This window comes from Streptomyces sp. 7N604, from assembly GCF_052245475.1.
Classification (GTDB): domain Bacteria; phylum Actinomycetota; class Actinomycetes; order Streptomycetales; family Streptomycetaceae; genus Streptomyces.
In genome coordinates, this window is sequence record NZ_JBQQBX010000026.1 from 36,248 (window position 1) to 54,596 (window position 18,349).

The following is an 18,349-nucleotide window of genomic DNA, read 5'->3' on the forward strand; positions in this document are numbered from 1 at the left end:
GCTACTGCCCATGTGAGCACGGTTCAGGTCTAGCCGATCTTCACGGTCTTGGTTTCGGTGGCCTGGTCGATCTCCGACGTACGCACCGTGACGGCGACCTCCCAGTCGCCGGCCGTGGGGAGCTGGAGGTCTCCGGCCTCCCAGTACCCCCCTACATTCTTGACCTTCGCGTCCAGCGGGCCAATGTTCTTTGTGGTGTTGGTGAAGGTGATCCGCATCTCGGGTACGGTCGTGATGCCGCCGTCGGGACCGTGGGCGAGCGCCTGGAGGTCGTTCCGACCGGTGCGGCCCGGGCTGAGATTGACCGTTACTTTCCCCTTGCCGGTGTCGTCGGCCGCACCGGTGTCGAAGGGAACCGTGAACGTGACGAGGCCGAAGCCACCCGCGGGAGGCGCGCCCGGCGTACCGGTGCCCGGCGCGGCCGCATTCTGCGTCGCTGGGCGCCCCGGCTCGGTGCTGGTGAGCCAGACGGTGACTGCCAGTACGGCCACAGCGATGACGGTTTCGACTCCTACAGACCGACGGAGACGCCGCTGCAGCGACGCCCTGTCGTGATCCCCTGCGGTCGAGGCAACAGTGTCGGAAAGCTCTGCCGTCTGCCGCGCAGGCCCAGGCCCGCGGTCGGCGTTACTGGACGGCGAAGAAGCGGTGGCAGCGACTGGCTCCAGCGTCCGCTCGGACTCCTGTCGTGAAACATGTGGGGTCGACTGCGGGCGGACTGGGCGCAGTTGGGCCGTCCAGCGGCGCGAGTACGCGGCCGCGGCCAGCATGGCCCCCACGCCGACGACTTTGACCAGCAGCAACGTGCCGTACGCAGTGGAGAGCAGCGCATCCCACGAACCGATCAGCCGCCAGGACTGGTAGACGCCGGTGACCGCGAGGATCACCACGGCGGCGAAGGCCATCCGGGAAAAGCGAGACACGATGTCTGCGCCGAGGCCCGCTGCGGCGGGTGCCCGGAACATTAGGGTGAGCATGGCGGCCAGGCCGCCCAGCCACACGGCCATGGCGAGCAGATGCAGGGCGTCCACCGGCACCGCCAGCGCCACCTGGATGCCCGTCGAAGCGTGACCGGCCGCGGACCAGGTACCCGCGAGCGTGGCGGCGAGCAGCGCACCGGCTCCGGTCAGTGCCCGGCGCGGGCCAGGTGGTGCGGCGTCCGGAGCGCCCACGCCGTCACTGGGACCGACGGTTGTGTCGCTGTGCTGGTCGGCGGCGTTCTCGGCGGCTTGGCGTGGAGACGTTGCGGCGAGTACGGCGAGGAACGCGATCGCGCCGGGGAGGAGCAGCAGTCGCGTCACAAGGGCCGTGCCTTGCCTGGTGTCCAGCGTGTTCCGTATCGCCGACAGGTCCACGGCCTCGCCCAGCCCGTTGCCCGAGATGTAGGGGGCGTGCAGCATCAGCAGGGCGATCGTGGACAGCAGCAGGGCGGACCAGCCGGTTTGCAGCAGCCTGCGCAACGCGTGCCGGGCTGCCCGGCGCGGCCTGCACAGGAGAAGGAACGCGCTCGTGCCGACCAGGAGCGCATAGCCGGCGCAGGAGACGTAACGGCTGATGTCGTAGAGCGTGCCTGCCACGCCTTTGCCCGGGGACGCGTCGGGGAGTTCGACACTCGAGGGTGATGGCTTGCCGACGGAGAAGACGAACGCCTCCCCGATGGGATGGCCATCGGCGGAAGTGGCTTTCCACGACACCGTGAACGTGCCCTTGGGCAGATCCCTTCCGAGTGCCACGCGGGCGGTAGCGCGGTCGCCTGCGAGGTGACCGGTGGTCCCGGTGTCCACGCGTCGGCCGTCCGGGGCGAACACCCTGATGGAGTCGTCGGACAGGGTCATCGGCTCGGTGAAGGTGATCGACACCTGCCGGGGCGGATTGGTGAGCACCGCGTCCTGCGCCGGCTCAGTGGCACGTACCTTGGCATGCGCGGATGCCGAGCCCGCCAGGACCCAGGCTACGAGGCCGAAGACAGCGCAGAGCATGACGAGCACGCCCCCTGCCCTGTGCCCACGGCGTGGTGTCGTGGTCAGGGGCATCGGTCTGCCTCCTCGAAGGTTCGGCTGGTCGGTTCACCTCAGCGCGCACGAACGCCTGCCCTAGGGAAGCCGGTCCGCTGGGGGATGTGGATCGGCGATGGTCCAGCGGTGTACGACGGGACGCGGTTTTGGGTACGGGAGTGATCCCGGTTCAGTTCAGGTGCCGCCGGGTCCGCATGCAGTCATTGGCAGCCCACGAAACAGCCGCGCGGTGATGCGGGAGGCGCTGGCAGCCGCATCGGCGGCGGCGACGGGAACTCCGGCTCGGGGCTTGGTACAGGTGTGCCGCAGACCCGACTGCCCCCCGAACACGTTCCCTAGGGGAACGGCTCGCGGACATTACGGGCGTTCGTCCAGGGCGCCGCTGGGGCCCGTGGGGATGCCTCATGATGGAGCGGCCATGTCGTGGACGCTCTCCATTGCCCGCGCAGCGCGCCGGGCCGACGGCTGGTCGGCCGGCGGTGCGCGGGTCTGCGCTGCCCGGGCGTCGGTGTTCACCGTGGTCAGCGTCGTCCTCGCCGTCACCGGACACCACCTGGTGTCCGGCGGCCCGGTGCCATGGCAGGACGCGATGCTCGCGGCGGGGCTGCTCTTCGCGCTCAGTACTCCCCTTGCCCGCGCTCTCCGGTCCTTGCCCGCAGTGGCTCTTGCCACCGCGGGCACCCAGGCGGGCCTGCATTTCTGGCTGGCACGGCTCAGTGAATCTGCGCTTTCTGCACACGCCGCCGGACACCCGCCCGCCGGACACGCCGGTCACGTCGGTCATGGGCTGGTCCACCAGGCTCCACTCCACGCTCACGAGGCGTGGCACGCCGGGCACCACGGTCCGGCGATGGTGGCTGCGCACACCGCCGCGGCACTGATCGTGGGCTGGTGCCTGCACCGTACGGACGCCGCGTGCCGTTCGGCGCCCCGCCTGGCGCGCGCCGCACGGCAGTCCATCGGCACGGCCCTGATGGCGGTGTGGCACCGGCTGACACCGGTACGGCCGACCGTCTGCCGCCGTCTCCTGCGGCCGACACGGGCGCGAGCACGGCCGCCACGGCGTACGGCTGTGGCACTGACGTACGCAGTGGTGCGGCGAGGCCCCCCTGCGGCGGGATTCGACCTCGCCGCATAACCCGGGCCGGTGGCATCCGTCGGCCTGGGAACCACCTCACGTCCCATGGGAGTTCCCTTGTCCCGCACCACCCGCGCACGCGCTGTGCGCCGGTTCGCCGCCGTCACCACCGTTGCTCTTTCGCTCGCCCTCGCCCTCGCCGCCCCTGCCTTCGCGCACGTGGAGGTGTCCGCGAAGGACGCCCGCGCCCTGGCCGAGGACGTAACACTCACCTTCGTGGCCGAGTCGGAGTCCAGCAGCGCAGGCATCACCAAGCTGCAGGTCTTTCTCCCCGAGGGCATTACCCCCGACGACGTCACGTACGGCGAGGGGCCCAAGGGCTGGAAGCTGACCCGCAACGACGACAGCTACACCGTCTCCGGTCCTGCCCTCGCCAAGGGCGAGGACGCCGAATACACCGTCACGATCCGGCAGCTGCCGGAGGCGAAGTCCCTGGCCTTCAAGACCCTGCAGAGTTACAGCGACGGGCGGGTGGACCGCTGGATCGAGCTGGAGAAGTCCAGCGGCCACGGGCACGGCAACTCCGCACCCATCCTCGAACTGAAGCCCGCGGCACCGGACGCCAAACCCGCCGACCCGAGCCCCACCGCAAAGTCGCCGTCCCCGACTCCGAGCGAAACAGAGACCTCGCCCTCCAACGCCGACGATGCCGCGCAAGGCGCGAACGCCGCGGAGGAGAAGAAGGACGACGGGTCACCCGCCGCGCTTCCGGTGGCCGTCGGAGCTGTCCTGCTCGCGCTCATCGGCGGCCTGTGGTGGTGGAAGCGCCGTAACGCAGCAGAAGGTTCCTGACGGGGGCTGCCCCGTCGCCCCGACACACCGTTGGCCGCGAGGCAGCCGGCGCGCTCAGAACTGGCCGATGAGCCAGGTTCCTCCGGCCAGGGCGATGATGGCCGCGGCCAGCACGGCTACGGCGAGCACGACGCGACGGACCGATGGACTCATGGGGACCATCCTCTTGTATGCCGGGCGGCGCGCAGAAAGGCGCGAGTACCGCGGCCTCCAGTACACCCGCCTGGGCCGAGCAGCGGAAGAGCCCTCCGGCCACCGTGCAGCCGGGGCATCGAAGCACGGGCAGCGGGTAGCCCTGCCGAAGGCGACACCGAAAGGTGGAGAACATGACACCTGCGGCGAACCGACGTGCGGGCGTATGCGCTGCAGCCGTGGCCGCGCTGCTCGTCGGCGTGGTCTCCTGCGGGGACGGCGACGGGGACCGGGAGCCGGGGCCCACGCAGACGCCATCCGTCACCAGGACTGCCGAGACGACGAAGCCGACAGACTCACCGCCGTCCGAGGCGACGTCCGTCTCCCCTACCCCGACCGCCACCGCGCCGGAGGATCCAGCGGAGGCCGAGGCGGACGTCAGGGAGGCTTGGCAGACGTTCTTCGACCCGCAGACTTCGGTGAAGGAGAAGGCCGAAGTGCTCGAGGACGGCGCGCAGTACGAGCTGATGGTGCGGGGTTTCGCCCAAGACGAGCACGCGGGGAAGCTCCGGGCCACCGTCGGATCAGTGGAGTTCACGTCCCCGATCGATGCCGAGGTGACCTACACGCTCTCGCTCGACAGTCGGTCGGTACGCCCCAGCGGCCCGGGGAAATCCGTGCTGCAGGGCGATACCTGGAAGCTCTCCTTCCAGACGTTGTGCGCTCTCGCGAAGCACGGAACGGATGTCCCGCGCGCCGCGGGCTGTGAGTGAGACGGCTCCGAGGCGCGGTCGTTTCAGTTGCCCAACGCTGCGGACGGCGTCGCGCAGCGCTTCGCACACGGTGTCACTCTCAGGCTCGTGGCCCCGGTCCAGGCTCTTCAGCAGCACGGTCGAGCTCGTCAGACGACCTGGGTAGTACAGCTCGGGTGCCAGGCAGCAGTCGCTCAGGCCTGCCACTGGCGGGGCCAGGCGTTCGGCGAGGCCAGGGCATAGTCTCCGCTGCCCGCTACGGTCGGCGCGCACACCGCGTGCCACCTCGCTTTCCCGAAGAGACAGGGGTTGGATCCGGCTTACTCAAGGCTGCACCCCGGATCCGCCTGATCTCACAGGGCGCGGCAGCCATCTCCGTCCCTGCGGCGAGTGCGTCCGCCAGTGCCGCGAGGTAGCGCTCGGCGCCATGCGGCCGCAGCCCGTACCCGCCGCGATACCTGCACGGCAACGCGAGAACGCCGCGCCCTACCCCTGCCCGTACCTGACAGGACCTGACGCAGTCGGGATCCGTTCAGGAGCGAGTCATCCGCCGCTCACCAGGCCCGCCGTTGCTGGCAATTCGGGCAATGTGCCAGGGCTTCGTCTCCCATGCCGTCAGGCCTACACCCTCTCTGGGGGGTATATGAGGACCGGCTGCTGCCTCGCCCGCCACCCCGCAGACGACCTGCGCTTCTCGCTCCATGCAGGAAGGCGACGGCGCACGGCGTCGAGATGCAGCGCTCAAGGCGAGGTACACCTATCCCTGACGCATGGTCAGCCCTGCCTGCTTCCCACACCTCGCGCGAGCGCCCCGCCATCTGTGGGGCCCCAATTTCGTCACCCCGGCACTGCCTATCAACCCCGCCAAGGGCTTATTTCGACTTACCCCCTGCACTCCGGTTCCCAAATTGGGAACCGGGTTCAGCCAAGTATGGGCGTCAGTAAAACAGTGACGCCGCCCACCCCCCATATTCGAATACACCCCTGCCACCACGCGCGCTACAGGGAAACATTTCAGCTCGGAACACAGGCCCCCTGACACGCATATCGTAGATTTTCGATAACGCCCCGAACGTGGCAGAAGTGCATAATTATCGAGGTAGATCATTCGAGTGAAATACCCCCTGCAGGGAGGGCGGTATTGCTGGACCCTTGGATACGGTCTGGCAATGCTCGGAAATCTACCTTGGGATGAGTTGCAGGGGATCTTGGTATGCATACCCAGACGCTCGAGAAGAGGGAAGAGGAGCTCCAGCGGGAGCTCTACGAGGTGCGGCAGGTACTGCGACTCACGCGCCAGGTCCAGAAGTGCAAGGACACCTTGCAGAACTGGCAGCGGAATGGGGTCCCCGACCCCCGGCGGTCCCACCCCAGCGGGGACGGCAACGACCGCCGGCAGGAGGGAGGGAGAAGCGGAGACGCGAAGCTGACGCGCAAGGAGCGGATTCTCTCTCTGCTGGCCCAGGACCCGCAGCGCCGCTGGAAGGCTAGGCATGTGGCCGATGGACTGAATGACCCGCAGCTTAAGAGTGTGCGCGTCGCCCTGGACGAAATGATGCGGGCTGGGGCAGTGCTCAAGCACGAGGATGCCCACCAAGCACCGGAGAGGGCCGTCAGGCCTTCTAGAGATCGCACATCGGAAAGCCATCCCTCAAAAGGGTTGGCCGCCACCCAGCTTGCAGGCCCAAGTGTCGGCCGATGGCAGCGAATTCCGAAAACCTAGCCATAGGCGCCGGATCACTCGTGCCGCTGTCACGTTATCGCCTCGCTTGACGCGCCACGAGAATTGATCCTGCCCTTCGCCCGAAGGGATGACCATCTCCGTGTTCAGCGTCGAACAGCCCTGCTTCCATCGACCACGAGCGACTCACTCACCGTGGACGAGCACTGCGGGGACCTCACACATCCCGGCCCGGCCAGAGATCCGCACCCAACGCGTTCTCCAGGTTGGCGATCGTGAGCAGATCAGGCCACGCCTCCCCAGCCAACGCCTTGGCGATGGTGAACCGGGCGACCCCACTGCGTCGCGACAGCTCAGCCACCGACCAGCCGCGCTCATCGATCGCCGACTGGAGACGCGCGGCCAGAGCCTGAGCGACTCGCGCCCCGTGATGGTCCATCAAGACGGCCCTAGGCCACACGCCGCTGACGCGGTAGTCGCGCGGGGCAGTCGACGGGCATCTCCTTGGGGCGGTCTCCACCTTTGCACCCAGGCCAACGACGGCCGGGTCGTGCTGGAACGTGCGACCGACATCCTGTTCTTCGGCACCAGCCCGCACACGCGCTCCCTCCTCGAGATCCCCGAATACCCAGATCATGACCAAGGCTTCGAGGCGGCCTACGCCGTAGTTCGCCGCATGTTCCACGCCATAAAGAAAGCGATGGACCCCTCACCCCTGCCGGCCAACAAGCACCTCTCCCGCGAGGAGGCCGAGCGTCTTCTCGCGGATGCAGACACCGAGGACCTGGCCGCGCGGGAGCACCGGCTCGCCCGGTACACCGAGTTTCTCCTCGACGCTTCCGTGCGGCCGCTGCATGATCTACTGACCGAGCTCACAGGAGTGTCTTTGGGCGTGGACGCCACCCCCATCCGCACCTACGCACGCGGCCGACGCACCAACGGCCCCGAGCTCGCCACCGACCCTGACGCAGGCTGGTACGTACGAGACGGCGACCACCGCGACCCCGACAGCGCCCCCGTTGCCGAGGCCATGCGCGCTCAAAAGCCAGCATCGAAGGAGCGGCGAGCCACGACGGAACGCAAGAAGAAGACCTCGCTGAAGGAAGTACCTCTTCGGCTGCGACGCCCACCTGATCGTCACGCGGGACACCGAACACGACGCCGTACTCCAAGAGGACAACACCCCGAACCCCGACGTGCTTCCAGCCCTCGTTCTCGGCGTCCGTCTCGACAAACCCGGCCAAAGCCCCGGCTCCAACGGCCTGAAGATCCTCACCCGGCTCCGCGAGCGCGGCTACAAACCCGGCTACCTCACAGGAGACCGCGCGTACAACAACTCCGAACCCGGCGAATGGCAACTCCCCATCCGCGCCATGGGCTACAAGCCCGTCTACGACTACCGCGCCGATCAGCTCGGCAAGCAGGCCGAAACCAAGGGCGCGATCCTCGTCGAGGGCACCTGGTACTGCCCCTCCATGCCCCAGCCCCTCATCAACGCCACCATCGACCTGCACGCCGACCGGATCGACCGCGAGACCTGGACCCGGTACATCGCCGCCCGCAAGCCCTACCGCCTCATGCCGAAGGAGAACCCCGACGACGAGGGCCACCAGCGCATGATGTGTCCCGCCGAAGCAGGCAAGGCCCAGTGCCCCCTCAAGCCCCACACCCTCGGCCGTGGCATCCACCTCCCCCTCGTCGACCCCGAACCCAACCCAGCCGGAGCCGTCAAAGTGTGCCGCCAGCGCACCGTGACGGTGGCCCCCGAAGCGGGCGCCAAGCACTGGCAAGCCCACGAGTACGGCGGCCAGGAATGGCAGAAGATCTACTTCCGGCTCCGCAACAGCGTCGAGGGCTCTAACGGCTACGCAAAGGACCCCCTGGCCGAAGGGATCGAGGCCGCCGGCTCCCGCCGCATCCGCGGGATCGCAGCCCAGACCATCCTTCTCGCTTACCAGCTCGCCCACGCCAACCGGCGAAAGATCATAAAGTGGCTGGACACCCTGGCCCTCGGCGGCGAACGGCCCCGCCGACGCACCCACCACCGCCGCAAGACCAAACCCCTGGCTAACTGGACTCCCGCCGGCTACATGGCACCAGCCGCCTAGCCTCACAGCAGTCGTCGCAGAACATCCACAAGACGCAGCAGGGCCCCAGCAGTGAGCCATCTCACTGCCCGGGGCCCTGCTGCGCGGGAACCGCCCGCAAGCCGCCCGGCCTGCCAGGAGAGCCGCCCCGGAACGCGAGAAACGGGCCCTGCCAGGACTTTCGTCACTGGCCACGACCCGTTTCGTCGGTACCTCGTGGTGCGCGAGGGGGGAGTTGAACCCCCACGCCCTTTCGGGCACTGGAACCTGAATCCAGCGCGTCTGCCTATTCCGCCACCCGCGCATGGGTGTTGTCGTCCGGCTCTCTCACATTCCCCGGACCGATCCGTCCGTGTCGCGTGGGAGCGCCTTCCGACATCCAGAAGGTTAGCACGCTGGCAGGGGTGGGTTCACACGCCTATTCCCAGGCCGTACGGGCGGCCCCGGGGCGGCCCGCGGGCAGCCCGGGAGCGGCCCTCGGAGCAGCCCGATGAGCAGCGCGGGCACCCCGTACCCGCCCCGTGGGCCCGCGTACCGCCGCGATTGCGCGACACTGTTCCGGGGATGGCCTCTACCATCCGGTGTGGCCCGTCCCGGATCAGCCTGTGAGGGGCGACACTCGACGGCGGGGGTGGGAAGTGGAACCACTTGTGTTTGCGGCTCGTGGATACGATCAGTAAGCAGTACCAGGACGGCTTCGAGGAACGCATCAGGGAAGGAGGTGCCCCGTGGGAGTACTGAAGCGCTTCGAGCAGCGTCTCGAGGGTCTCGTGAACGGCACCTTCGCCAAGGTGTTCAAATCGGAAGTGCAGCCCGTCGAGATCGCGGGAGCACTTCAGCGCGAGTGCGACAACAACGCCACCATCTGGAACCGCGACCGGACCGTGGTCCCCAACGACTTCATCGTCGAGCTGAGCGCGCCGGACTTCGAGCGCCTCAGCCCGTACGCGGGCCAGCTCGGCGACGAGCTCTCCGGCATGGTGCGCGACTACGCGAAGCAGCAGCGCTACACCTTCATGGGCGCGATCAAGGTGCACCTGGAGAAGGCGGACGACCTGGACACCGGGCTGTACCGGGTGCGCAGCCGCACGCTCGCCTCGAGCGAGTCCCAGGCCCCGCAGGGCAGGCGCCCCGCCGCGGCCCAGCGCCCCGGCGGCTACCCCGCGCAGCCCGCGGGCGCCCCGCCCATGCCCGCCGCGCCGCCGCCCGCCGCCCGCGCCGGAGGGCCTGCCCCGGTGACCCGGCTGCCCGGCGCGAGTGCGGGCCCGATGCCGAGCGCGCAGACCCGCCGCTGGATCGAGATCAACGGCACCCGCCACCAGATCTCCCGGCCGACGATGGTGCTGGGCCGCAGCACCGAGGCCGACGTGCGGATCGACGACCCCGGAGTCTCCCGCCGGCACTGCGAGATCCGGACCGGAACGCCCTCGACGATCCAGGATCTGGGATCCACCAACGGCATCGTGGTGGACGGACAGCACACCACCCGCGCTACGCTCCGCGACGGCTCGCGGATCGTCGTGGGCAGCACCACCATCGTTTACCGGCAAGCCGAAGGGTGAAGCGGGGGCAATGTCAGAGCTGACCCTGACGGTCATGCGGCTGGGCTTTCTCGCCGTACTGTGGCTGTTCGTCATCGTGGCCGTACAGGTCATCCGCAGCGATCTGTTCGGCACGCGCGTAACCCAGCGCGCCGCGCGCCGCGGGGAGGGCCAGGCCCGGCAGCCCGCCGGCCGCCAGCAGCCCCCGCAGCAGCGCGCGCCGTCGAACAACCGGGGCGGCGGCCGCCAGCGCCGCGGAGCGCCCACCAAGCTCGTGGTGTCCGAAGGCTCCCTGACCGGCACCACGGTCACCCTCCAGGGCCAGACGATCACCCTTGGCCGGGCACACGACTCGACGATCGTGCTGGACGACGACTACGCGTCGAGCAGGCATGCCAGGATCTACCCGGACCGTGACGGCCAATGGATCGTCGAGGATCTCGGGTCCACCAACGGCACGTATCTCGACCGGACCCGACTCACCACCCCGACACCGATTCCGCTGGGTGCGCCGATCCGCATCGGCAAGACCGTCATCGAGCTGCGGAAGTAGTACGAGAATGAGCGAGCGGAGCGAGCGGGCCCTGGCCGCGCCGGCAGCCTTTCCGGCAGCCGGCGCGGCAGACGTGAGCGCGCTCCCGACCGGAGGGTGGGCACCGTGCGGATGTACCCCGAGCCGACCGGCGAGGTGCGCATGAGTCTGTCACTGCGCTTCGCCGCCGGATCGCACAAAGGCATGATCCGCGAAGGCAATGAGGACTCCGGCTACGCCGGCCCCCGCCTCCTCGCCATCGCCGACGGCATGGGCGGCCAGGCCGCCGGCGAGGTCGCCAGCTCCGAGGTGATCTCCACGCTCGTCCAGCTCGACGACGACGTGCCCGGCTCCGACATCCTCACCTCTCTCGGCAGCGCCGTGCAGCGCGCCAACGAGCAGCTGCGCGTCATGGTCGAGGAGGACCCCCAGCTCGAGGGCATGGGCACCACGCTCACCGCCCTGCTGTGGACCGGCCAGCGGCTCGGCCTGGTCCACGTCGGCGACTCCCGCGCGTACCTGCTGCGTGACGGCGTCCTCACCCAGATCACCCAGGACCACACCTGGGTGCAGCGGCTCGTCGACGAGGGCCGGATCACCGAGGAAGAGGCCACCACCCACCCGCAGCGCTCCCTGCTGATGCGCGCGCTGGGCAGCGGCGACCACGTCGAGCCCGACCTCTCCATCCGTGAGGTCCGGGCCGGCGACCGGTACCTCATCTGCTCCGACGGCCTCTCCGGCGTCGTCAGCCACCAGACGCTCGAGGACACCCTCGCCGGCTACCAGGGCCCCCACGAGACCGTGCAGGAGCTCATCCAGCTCGCGCTGCGCGGCGGCGGCCCCGACAACATCACCTGCATCGTCGCCGACGTCCTGGACGTGGACGACAGCGACACCCTCGCCGGGCAGCTCAACGACACCCCGGTCGTCGTCGGCGCGGTCGCGGAGAACCCGCAGCACCTGGGCGACAACGGCGCCATGGAGACCCCGGCCGGACGCGCCGCCGGGCTCGGCCGCGGCGTCCCGTCACAGGCGCCCGGCTCCGCGGCCGGCGGCTTCGGCCCGCCCGGCAGCGGCGACCCCGGCATCGCGGGACTCAGCGACGGCGGCTACGGCACGTACACCGACGAGGACTTCATCAAGCCGGGCCGCCGCGGCAGATGGCTCAAGCGGTCCCTGATCATCACGCTCGCGCTCGGCCTCGTCGGCGCGGCCGGGTACGGCGGCTACCGCTGGACCCAGACCCAGTACTACGTGGGCGCCAAGGGCGAGCACGTCGCGCTCTACCAGGGCATCAGCCAGGATCTGGCCTGGATCAGCCTCAACGAGGTGCACGAGGACCACCCCGAGATCGAACTCAAGTACCTCCCCGCCTACCAGCGCAAGCAGGTCGAGGAAACGATCGCGGTCGGCAGCCTCGGCCAGGCCAAGGACAAGGTCGAGGACCTCGGCAAGCAGGCCGGTGCCTGCCACAAGCGCGCCGAGCAGGCCAAGGCCGCCAAGGAGCAGGCAGAACAGCGCGAGAAGGCCGAGGACCAGCAGGCCAAGCCGGGCGAGCAGCAGGGCGAGGCCGGCGGCTCGACAGGCAGCACGCCCGTCACGCGCGCGGAGGAACCGACCAAGCCCAGCGCCACTCCGACACCCGGCCCCACGCTGTCGGAGGAAGAGAAGCAGCTGGCCAAGCAGTGCGATAGCACCCAGCAGTAGCCGGTAGGGGGCCATCCAAGCCATGACCAGTAATACGACCACCATCAGCTCCGTGGGAGCACCGAGCAGGCGCAACACCGAACTCGCCCTGCTCGTCTTCGCCGTGCTGATCCCCGTCTTCGCCTACCTCAACGTCGGCCTGGCGAAGGAGGAGAGCGTGCCCGCGGGCATGCTCGGCTACGGCCTCGGGCTCGGCCTCCTCGCGGGCGTCGCGCATCTGATGGTGCGCAAGTTCGCCCCGTACGCCGACCCGCTGATGCTTCCGCTCGCGACGCTGCTCAACGGCCTCGGCCTGGTGCTGATCTGGCGGCTCGACCAGGAGCCGCTCGTCACCACCGAGGTGCTCGGCGGTCCCAAGGCCCCCGGCCAGCTGATGTGGTCGACGCTCGGCATCGCGCTCTTCCTCGGCGTTCTGGCCTTCCTCAAGGACCACCGCGTACTGCAGCGCTACACCTACATCTCCATGGCCGTGGCGCTGGTCCTGCTGGCCCTGCCCATGTTCTTCCCCGCCGTCAACGGCGCGAAGATCTGGATCGTCATCCCCGGCGTCGGGTCCATCCAGCCCGGCGAGTTCGCGAAGATCATCATCACGGTCTTCTTCGCCGGCTACCTGATGGTCAAGCGCGACGCCCTCGCGCTCGCCAGCCGCCGTTTCATGGGCATGTACTTGCCGCGCGGCCGGGACCTGGGCCCGATCCTGGTGATCTGGGCGATCAGCCTGATGATCCTGGTCTTCGAGACCGACCTGGGCACCTCGCTGCTGTTTTTCGGCCTCTTCGTGGTCATGCTGTACGTCGCCACCGAGCGCACCAGCTGGATCGTCTTCGGCCTGCTGCTCTCCGCCGGCGGCGCCGTCTTCGTGGCCTCCTTCAACACCCACGTCGGCGCCCGGGTCGACAACTGGCTCAACCCGCTGGCCACCATCGACGGCGCCGTCACCGAGACCGCGCAGGTGATGTACTCGTTCGGCTCGGGCGGCATCCTCGGATCCGGCCTCGGCCAGGGCTACTCGCGGCTCATCGGCGGCCTCGGCGCGAAGAGCGACTACATCCTCGCCACCGTCGGCGAAGAGCTGGGCCTGACCGGCATGATGGCGATCGTCATCCTCTACGCGCTGCTGATCGAGCGCGGCATGCGGACCGCCCTGGCCGCCCGTGACCCCTTCGGCAAGCTCCTCGCCGTCGGCCTGTCCGGCGCCTTCGCGCTCCAGGTCTTCGTCGTCGCGGGCGGCGTCACCGCCCTGATCCCGCTGACCGGTATGACCATGCCGTTCCTCGCGCAGGGCGGTTCGTCCGTCGTCGCGAACTGGGCGCTCGTCGCCGTCCTGCTGCGCATCAGCGACACCGCGCGCCGGCCGGCCCCCGCCCCGGCCCCGTCCACCGACGCCGAGATGACCCAGGTGGTCCGACCGTGAACAAGCCCCTCCGCCGGGTCGCGATCTTCTGCGGCCTGCTCGTCCTCGCCCTGCTGGTCCGCGTCAACTGGGTTCAGTTCGTCCAGGCCGACGAGCTCAAGAACGACAAGAACAACCGTCGTGTCGCCATCACCCGCTACAGCGTGCCGCGCGGCGACATCATCGTCGACGGGAAGGCGATCACCGGCTCGACGACGACCGACACCGGCGACTTCAAGTACAAGCGCACGTACAAGAACGGCCCGATGTGGGCGCCGGTGACCGGCTACGCGTCCCAGGTGTACGACGCCAATCAGCTCGAGAAGCTCAACGACGGCATACTCACCGGTGACGACGACCGACTCTTCTTCAACCGCACGATCGACATGATCACGGGCAAGCAGAAGAAGGGCGGCCGGGTCGTCACCACCCTCGACTCCGCGGCGCAGAAGGCGGCCTTCAAGGGGCTCGGTAACAAGAAGGGCGCCGTCGCCGCCATCGACCCGCAGACGGGCGCGATCCTCGCGCTGGCCAGCACCCCGTCGTACGACCCCTCCACGATCGCCGGCATGAACGATGGCGCGGCCTACAAGTCGCTGCTGAACGACAAAGACCAGCCCATGCTCAACCGGGCTCTGAAGCAGGCCTACCCGCCCGGCTCGACCTTCAAGGTGGTCACAGCCGCCGCCGCCCTCGAGCACGGCCTGTACGACGACATCGACGCGAAGACCGATTCGCCGCTGCCCTGGAACCTGCCGAACACCAGCACCCCACTGAAGAACCACGGCGACCTTCCCTGCAAGAACGCCAGCATCCGCGAGGCCCTGCGCGTCTCCTGCAACACCACCTTCGGCAAGATCGGCTCCGACCTCGGCCGGGACAAGATGGTCGAGACGGCCGAGAAGTTCGGCTTCAACAACCCCGAGATCGACACCCCGGTCCGTGCGGTGAAGAGCGCCTTCTCCACGAAGATGGACCTGCCGCAGACCGCTCTGTCCTCCATCGGCCAGTTCGAGACCTCGGCCACACCGCTGCAGATGGCCATGGTGACCGCCGCGATCGCCAATGACGGCAAGCTGATGAAGCCGTACATGGTGGACCAGCTGCAGGCCCCGAACCTCAACGTGGTCGAGCAGCACAAGCCCGAGGAGATGAGCGAACCCCTCTCACCGGAGCACGCCCAGCAGATTCAGGACGCCATGGAGACCGTCGTCAAGGAGGGGACCGGCTCCGGCGCCCAGATGCCGGGCGTGACTGTGGGTGGCAAGACCGGTACGGCCCAGCACGGCGTGGGGAACAGCGAGAGGCCGTACGCCTGGTTCCTCTCGTATGCCAAGACCGACGAGGGCTCGCCCGTCGCGGTCGCGGTCGTCGTCGAGGACTCCGACGCCGATCGCGGCGACATCTCCGGCGGCGGTCTCGCCGCCCCGATCGCCAAGGACGTCATGGAGGCGGTAATCAACAGCGAGAAGTGAGCCCGGTCACACCGCTGAACCGAACTGCCCTTGTGACAGTACCGGTCCTGTATCAGGTAACGGCAGCTGGCCGGGTCCACCGCGGCGTGCCGGGTACGGTATGCCCGAGCAGCACACCGCCGGACCCCACCGGTGCGTGGGAATGACGGAAGAGGGCTGGAGAAGCTATGGAAGAGCCGCGTCGCCTCGGCGGCCGGTACGAGCTGGGCTCGGTGCTCGGCCGCGGAGGCATGGCCGAGGTGTACCTCGCCCATGACACGCGCCTCGGCCGCACCGTGGCTGTGAAGACGCTGCGGGTGGACCTCGCCCGCGACCCGTCGTTCCAGGCCCGGTTCCGCCGAGAGGCCCAGTCGGCCGCCTCGCTCAACCACCCGTCGATCGTCGCGGTCTACGACACCGGCGAGGACTACGTCGACGGAGTCTCGATCCCGTACATCGTGATGGAGTACGTGGACGGGTCGACCCTCCGCGAGCTGCTGCACTCCGGCAGAAAGCTGCTGCCCGAGCGGTCGCTGGAGATGACCATTGGCATCCTTCAGGCGCTGGAGTACTCCCACCGGGCCGGGATCGTGCACCGCGACATCAAGCCGGCGAACGTCATGCTGACGCGCACCGGCCAGGTCAAGGTCATGGACTTCGGCATCGCGCGCGCCATGGGCGACTCCGGCATGACCATGACGCAGACCGCGGCCGTCATCGGCACCGCCCAGTACCTCTCCCCCGAGCAGGCCAAGGGCGAGAACGTCGACGCCCGCTCGGACCTGTACTCCACCGGCTGTCTGCTGTACGAGCTGCTCACCGTACGGCCGCCTTTCGTGGGCGACTCACCGGTCGCCGTTGCGTACCAGCACGTCCGCGAGGAGCCCCAGCCGCCGAGCGTGTACGACCCGGAGATCTCCCCGGCGATGGACGCGATCGTCCTCAAGGCGCTGGTGAAGGACCCGGACTACCGCTACCAGAGCGCCGACGAGATGCGCGCCGACATCGAGGCGGCCCTCGACGGGCAGCAGCCCGTGGCGGCCACGGCGGCCCTGGGCGCGGTCGGCTACGGCGCTTACGGCGACGACCAGCCGACGACCGCGCTGCGCGCGCAGGAGGCCGGCGGGCAGACCTCCATGCTGCCGCCCATGCGCGAGGACGACGGCGGCTTCGGCTACGACGAGCGGCCGGACCGGCGCCGCGGCGGCGGGCAGAAGAAGAGCAGCACCTCGACGATCCTGCTGGTCGTCGCGGGCATACTGGTGCTCGTCGGCGCGATCTTCATCGGCCGTGAGCTGTTCGGCAGCGACAGCCCCGCCGACCGGGTGGAGGTGCCGAACTTCATCGGCGACACCCTGGACGACGCCCAGCAGCAGGGCGAGAGCGGCGGCTTCGTCGTCGAGGACGACGGGGACCCCATTCCCTGCGAGGACCAGAAGAAGAACCAGATCACCAAGCAGGACCCGGCCGCGGGCTCGAGGATCGCGAAGGACGAGACGGTCACGGTCACGCTGTGCTCGGGGCCCGAGCTGATTCCCGTCCCGGACGTGGAGGACCTGCCGATCGAGGACGCCAGGGACCGTCTGGAGAGGAAGGGCTTCGACCGCGACCAGATCCTGACGAAGTCGATCGAGTCCGACCGGGCCCCCGGCGTTGTGCTCAAGCAGACCCCCAAGGCGGGCGCCAAGAAGCCGAAGACGGCCACGATCACGCTCACGGTCGCCAAGAAGAAGGAGACAGTCACCGTTCCTCCGGTGACCACCAAGACCTTCGAAGAGGCGAAGGCCCAGCTCGAGGCGCTGGGGCTGCAGGTCACGAGGACCGACGTCGACCAGCAGGGTGTCGCCGAAGGCACCGTGGTGGAACAGACGCCGACCGCGGGCACGGAGGTCAAGCCGGAGTCCAGGGTCGTCCTCCAGGTCGCCAAGGCCGCCGAGCAGACCCAGGTCCCTCAGGTGGTCGGCCAGAAGCTCAAGGACGCGAGGAAGGCCATCGAGGACGCAGGCCTCACGGTCGGGACCATCACCGGCCCGCAGGAGGACAACTCCACGGTGGTCGTGACCGACCCGCAGGGCGGCAGCCCGGTGGCCAAGGGCACGACCGTCAACATCACCACGGTCGACGGGAACGGTGACAACGAGGGCGGCGACGACGGCGGCATCTTCGGCGGCCCGACCGGCACCGTCCGCAGCAAGGACTGACGGCCGGCAACCGCCCGCCCGCCTGTCCGTACGGCACGGCGAAGGCCCCGGTTTCCACGCGAGTGGGAGCCGGGGCCTTCGGCGTACGTACGGCTGCCAGGGCCTGTCTGCCGGGTCAGTCGCTGTACCCGATCGCGAAGGTTCTAGTGTCGTCCCCTGTGACTGAACCCTCCTCGTACCTCCGTGCGACAGCGGATGCCTACGACGCCGTCGCTGTCCGCCATGCCCATGTCGCCCGCAATGGGCTCGACGATTTTCCGCTGGATCGCGCGGTGCTCGCTGCGTTCGCCGAGTTAACGCGGGCCGCTGATGGCGGGCCCGTCGCCGAGCTGGGATGTGGCCCTGGATATGTGACGGCGCACCTGCGGGACCTGGGACTGGACGTCTTCGGCGTCGACCTGTCGCCGGTGATGATCGATCTTGCCCGCGAGGCTTACCCCGACTTGCGGTTCGAGGTCGGTTCGATGGATGCCCTGGACCTGGCCGACGGCAAGCTGGGCGGCATCGTCTCCTGGTACTCGGTCATCCACACTCCGCCACAGGAAATACCGTCCTGCTTCGCCGAGTTCCGCCGTGTGCTGACCCCGGGCGGCACGCTCCTGCTTGCCTTCTTCGAGGCTGAGGGCGGGCCGGTAGCAGCGTTCGACCACAAGGTGGCGACAGCCTACCGGTGGCCGATCGACGACCTCGCCGGCCTGGCCCGCGCGGCCGGGTTCGCCGAAGTCGGCCGGATGCTTCGCGAGCCCCGCGAGGAGGAGCGGTACCGCCGGGGCCATCTGCTGATGCGCAGACAGTAGATCCGGTGGACAGGGGGTGATGGCGTGCCACTGAAGGACTGTCCGGGGGGCACGAGCGGAGCCAAAGACGCACGGCGGCAACGGTCACCGTGCCGTGGAATGCTCGGCATAACCCATCGGACGGTGC

At 68.9% G+C, this 18,349-nt stretch carries 15 protein-coding genes and 1 tRNA gene; 12 read left to right on the forward strand and 4 right to left on the reverse strand.

Annotated elements, in window-relative coordinates:
- Positions 1-29 precede the first annotated feature (29 nt).
- The gene (locus tag ACTWP8_RS26760; protein ID WP_443324673.1) at positions 30-2,033 is read right to left on the reverse strand and encodes a copper resistance CopC/CopD family protein; all 2,004 of its coding nucleotides are present in this window, start codon (positions 2,031-2,033) and stop codon (positions 30-32) included.
- Positions 2,034-2,433: 400 nt separating this feature from the next.
- Between ACTWP8_RS26760 and ACTWP8_RS26765 the strand changes: the two genes are divergently transcribed.
- The 4 genes from ACTWP8_RS26765 to ACTWP8_RS26780 all read left to right on the forward strand — a co-directional run bounded on the left by ACTWP8_RS26765 (position 2,434) and on the right by ACTWP8_RS26780 (position 6,552).
- The gene (locus tag ACTWP8_RS26765) at positions 2,434-3,153 is read left to right on the forward strand and encodes a hypothetical protein (RefSeq protein WP_443324674.1); all 720 of its coding nucleotides are present in this window, start codon (positions 2,434-2,436) and stop codon (positions 3,151-3,153) included.
- Between the two features lie 57 nt (positions 3,154-3,210).
- Positions 3,211-3,945 (forward strand): DUF1775 domain-containing protein, encoded by a 735-nt coding sequence (locus tag ACTWP8_RS26770; RefSeq protein WP_443324675.1) that lies wholly within the window; start codon positions 3,211-3,213, stop codon positions 3,943-3,945.
- 326 nt (positions 3,946-4,271) lie between these two features.
- A complete protein-coding gene (locus ACTWP8_RS26775) occupies positions 4,272-4,850 on the forward strand; it encodes a hypothetical protein (RefSeq protein WP_443324676.1) in 579 nt (192 codons plus the stop codon).
- A gap of 1,192 nt (positions 4,851-6,042) precedes the next feature.
- Positions 6,043-6,552 carry a hypothetical protein gene (locus ACTWP8_RS26780; protein ID WP_443324677.1) on the forward strand — a complete coding sequence of 170 codons (510 nt, stop codon included), beginning with the start codon at positions 6,043-6,045 and terminating at the stop codon, positions 6,550-6,552.
- 175 nt (positions 6,553-6,727) lie between these two features.
- Here ACTWP8_RS26780 and ACTWP8_RS26785 read toward each other — a convergent pair whose 3' ends face one another.
- Complete coding sequence (locus ACTWP8_RS26785; RefSeq protein ID WP_443324678.1) at positions 6,728-7,195, reverse strand: helix-turn-helix domain-containing protein; 468 nt, start codon at positions 7,193-7,195, stop codon at positions 6,728-6,730.
- 24 nt (positions 7,196-7,219) lie between these two features.
- On the reverse strand, positions 7,220-7,366 hold the full coding sequence (locus ACTWP8_RS26790) for a hypothetical protein (RefSeq protein ID WP_443324679.1): 147 nt from the start codon (positions 7,364-7,366) through the stop codon (positions 7,220-7,222).
- Between the two features lie 340 nt (positions 7,367-7,706).
- Here ACTWP8_RS26790 and ACTWP8_RS26795 point away from each other — a divergent pair, with 340 nt between their 5' ends.
- Positions 7,707-8,618, forward strand: a complete 912-nt coding sequence (locus ACTWP8_RS26795; RefSeq protein WP_443324680.1) for a hypothetical protein — start codon at positions 7,707-7,709, stop codon at positions 8,616-8,618.
- A gap of 196 nt (positions 8,619-8,814) precedes the next feature.
- Here ACTWP8_RS26795 and ACTWP8_RS26800 read toward each other — a convergent pair.
- Positions 8,815-8,901, reverse strand: a tRNA-Leu gene (locus ACTWP8_RS26800).
- 424 nt (positions 8,902-9,325) lie between these two features.
- Here ACTWP8_RS26800 and ACTWP8_RS26805 point away from each other — a divergent pair.
- The 7 genes from ACTWP8_RS26805 to ACTWP8_RS26835 all read left to right on the forward strand — a co-directional run bounded on the left by ACTWP8_RS26805 (position 9,326) and on the right by ACTWP8_RS26835 (position 18,222).
- Positions 9,326-10,159 (forward strand): FhaA domain-containing protein, encoded by an 834-nt coding sequence (locus tag ACTWP8_RS26805; protein ID WP_443324681.1) that lies wholly within the window; start codon positions 9,326-9,328, stop codon positions 10,157-10,159.
- A 10-nt stretch (positions 10,160-10,169) separates the two neighbouring features.
- The gene (locus ACTWP8_RS26810) at positions 10,170-10,691 is read left to right on the forward strand and encodes an FHA domain-containing protein FhaB/FipA (RefSeq protein WP_443324682.1); all 522 of its coding nucleotides are present in this window, start codon (positions 10,170-10,172) and stop codon (positions 10,689-10,691) included.
- A 141-nt stretch (positions 10,692-10,832) separates the two neighbouring features.
- Positions 10,833-12,377, forward strand: a complete 1,545-nt coding sequence (locus ACTWP8_RS26815) for a protein phosphatase 2C domain-containing protein (RefSeq protein ID WP_443324749.1) — start codon at positions 10,833-10,835, stop codon at positions 12,375-12,377.
- Between the two features lie 22 nt (positions 12,378-12,399).
- A complete protein-coding gene (locus ACTWP8_RS26820) occupies positions 12,400-13,791 on the forward strand; it encodes an FtsW/RodA/SpoVE family cell cycle protein (protein ID WP_443324683.1) in 1,392 nt (463 codons plus the stop codon).
- Positions 13,788-15,245 carry a peptidoglycan D,D-transpeptidase FtsI family protein gene (locus ACTWP8_RS26825; RefSeq protein WP_443324684.1) on the forward strand — a complete coding sequence of 486 codons (1,458 nt, stop codon included), beginning with the start codon at positions 13,788-13,790 and terminating at the stop codon, positions 15,243-15,245. The genes ACTWP8_RS26820 and ACTWP8_RS26825 overlap by 4 nt, the downstream gene beginning before the upstream one ends.
- A 167-nt stretch (positions 15,246-15,412) precedes the next feature.
- Positions 15,413-17,425: a Stk1 family PASTA domain-containing Ser/Thr kinase gene (pknB, locus tag ACTWP8_RS26830; protein ID WP_443324685.1), complete on the forward strand. Its 2,013-nt coding sequence runs from the start codon at positions 15,413-15,415 to the stop codon at positions 17,423-17,425.
- Between the two features lie 158 nt (positions 17,426-17,583).
- The gene (locus tag ACTWP8_RS26835) at positions 17,584-18,222 is read left to right on the forward strand and encodes a class I SAM-dependent methyltransferase (RefSeq protein WP_443324686.1); all 639 of its coding nucleotides are present in this window, start codon (positions 17,584-17,586) and stop codon (positions 18,220-18,222) included.
- Positions 18,223-18,349 lie beyond the last annotated feature (127 nt).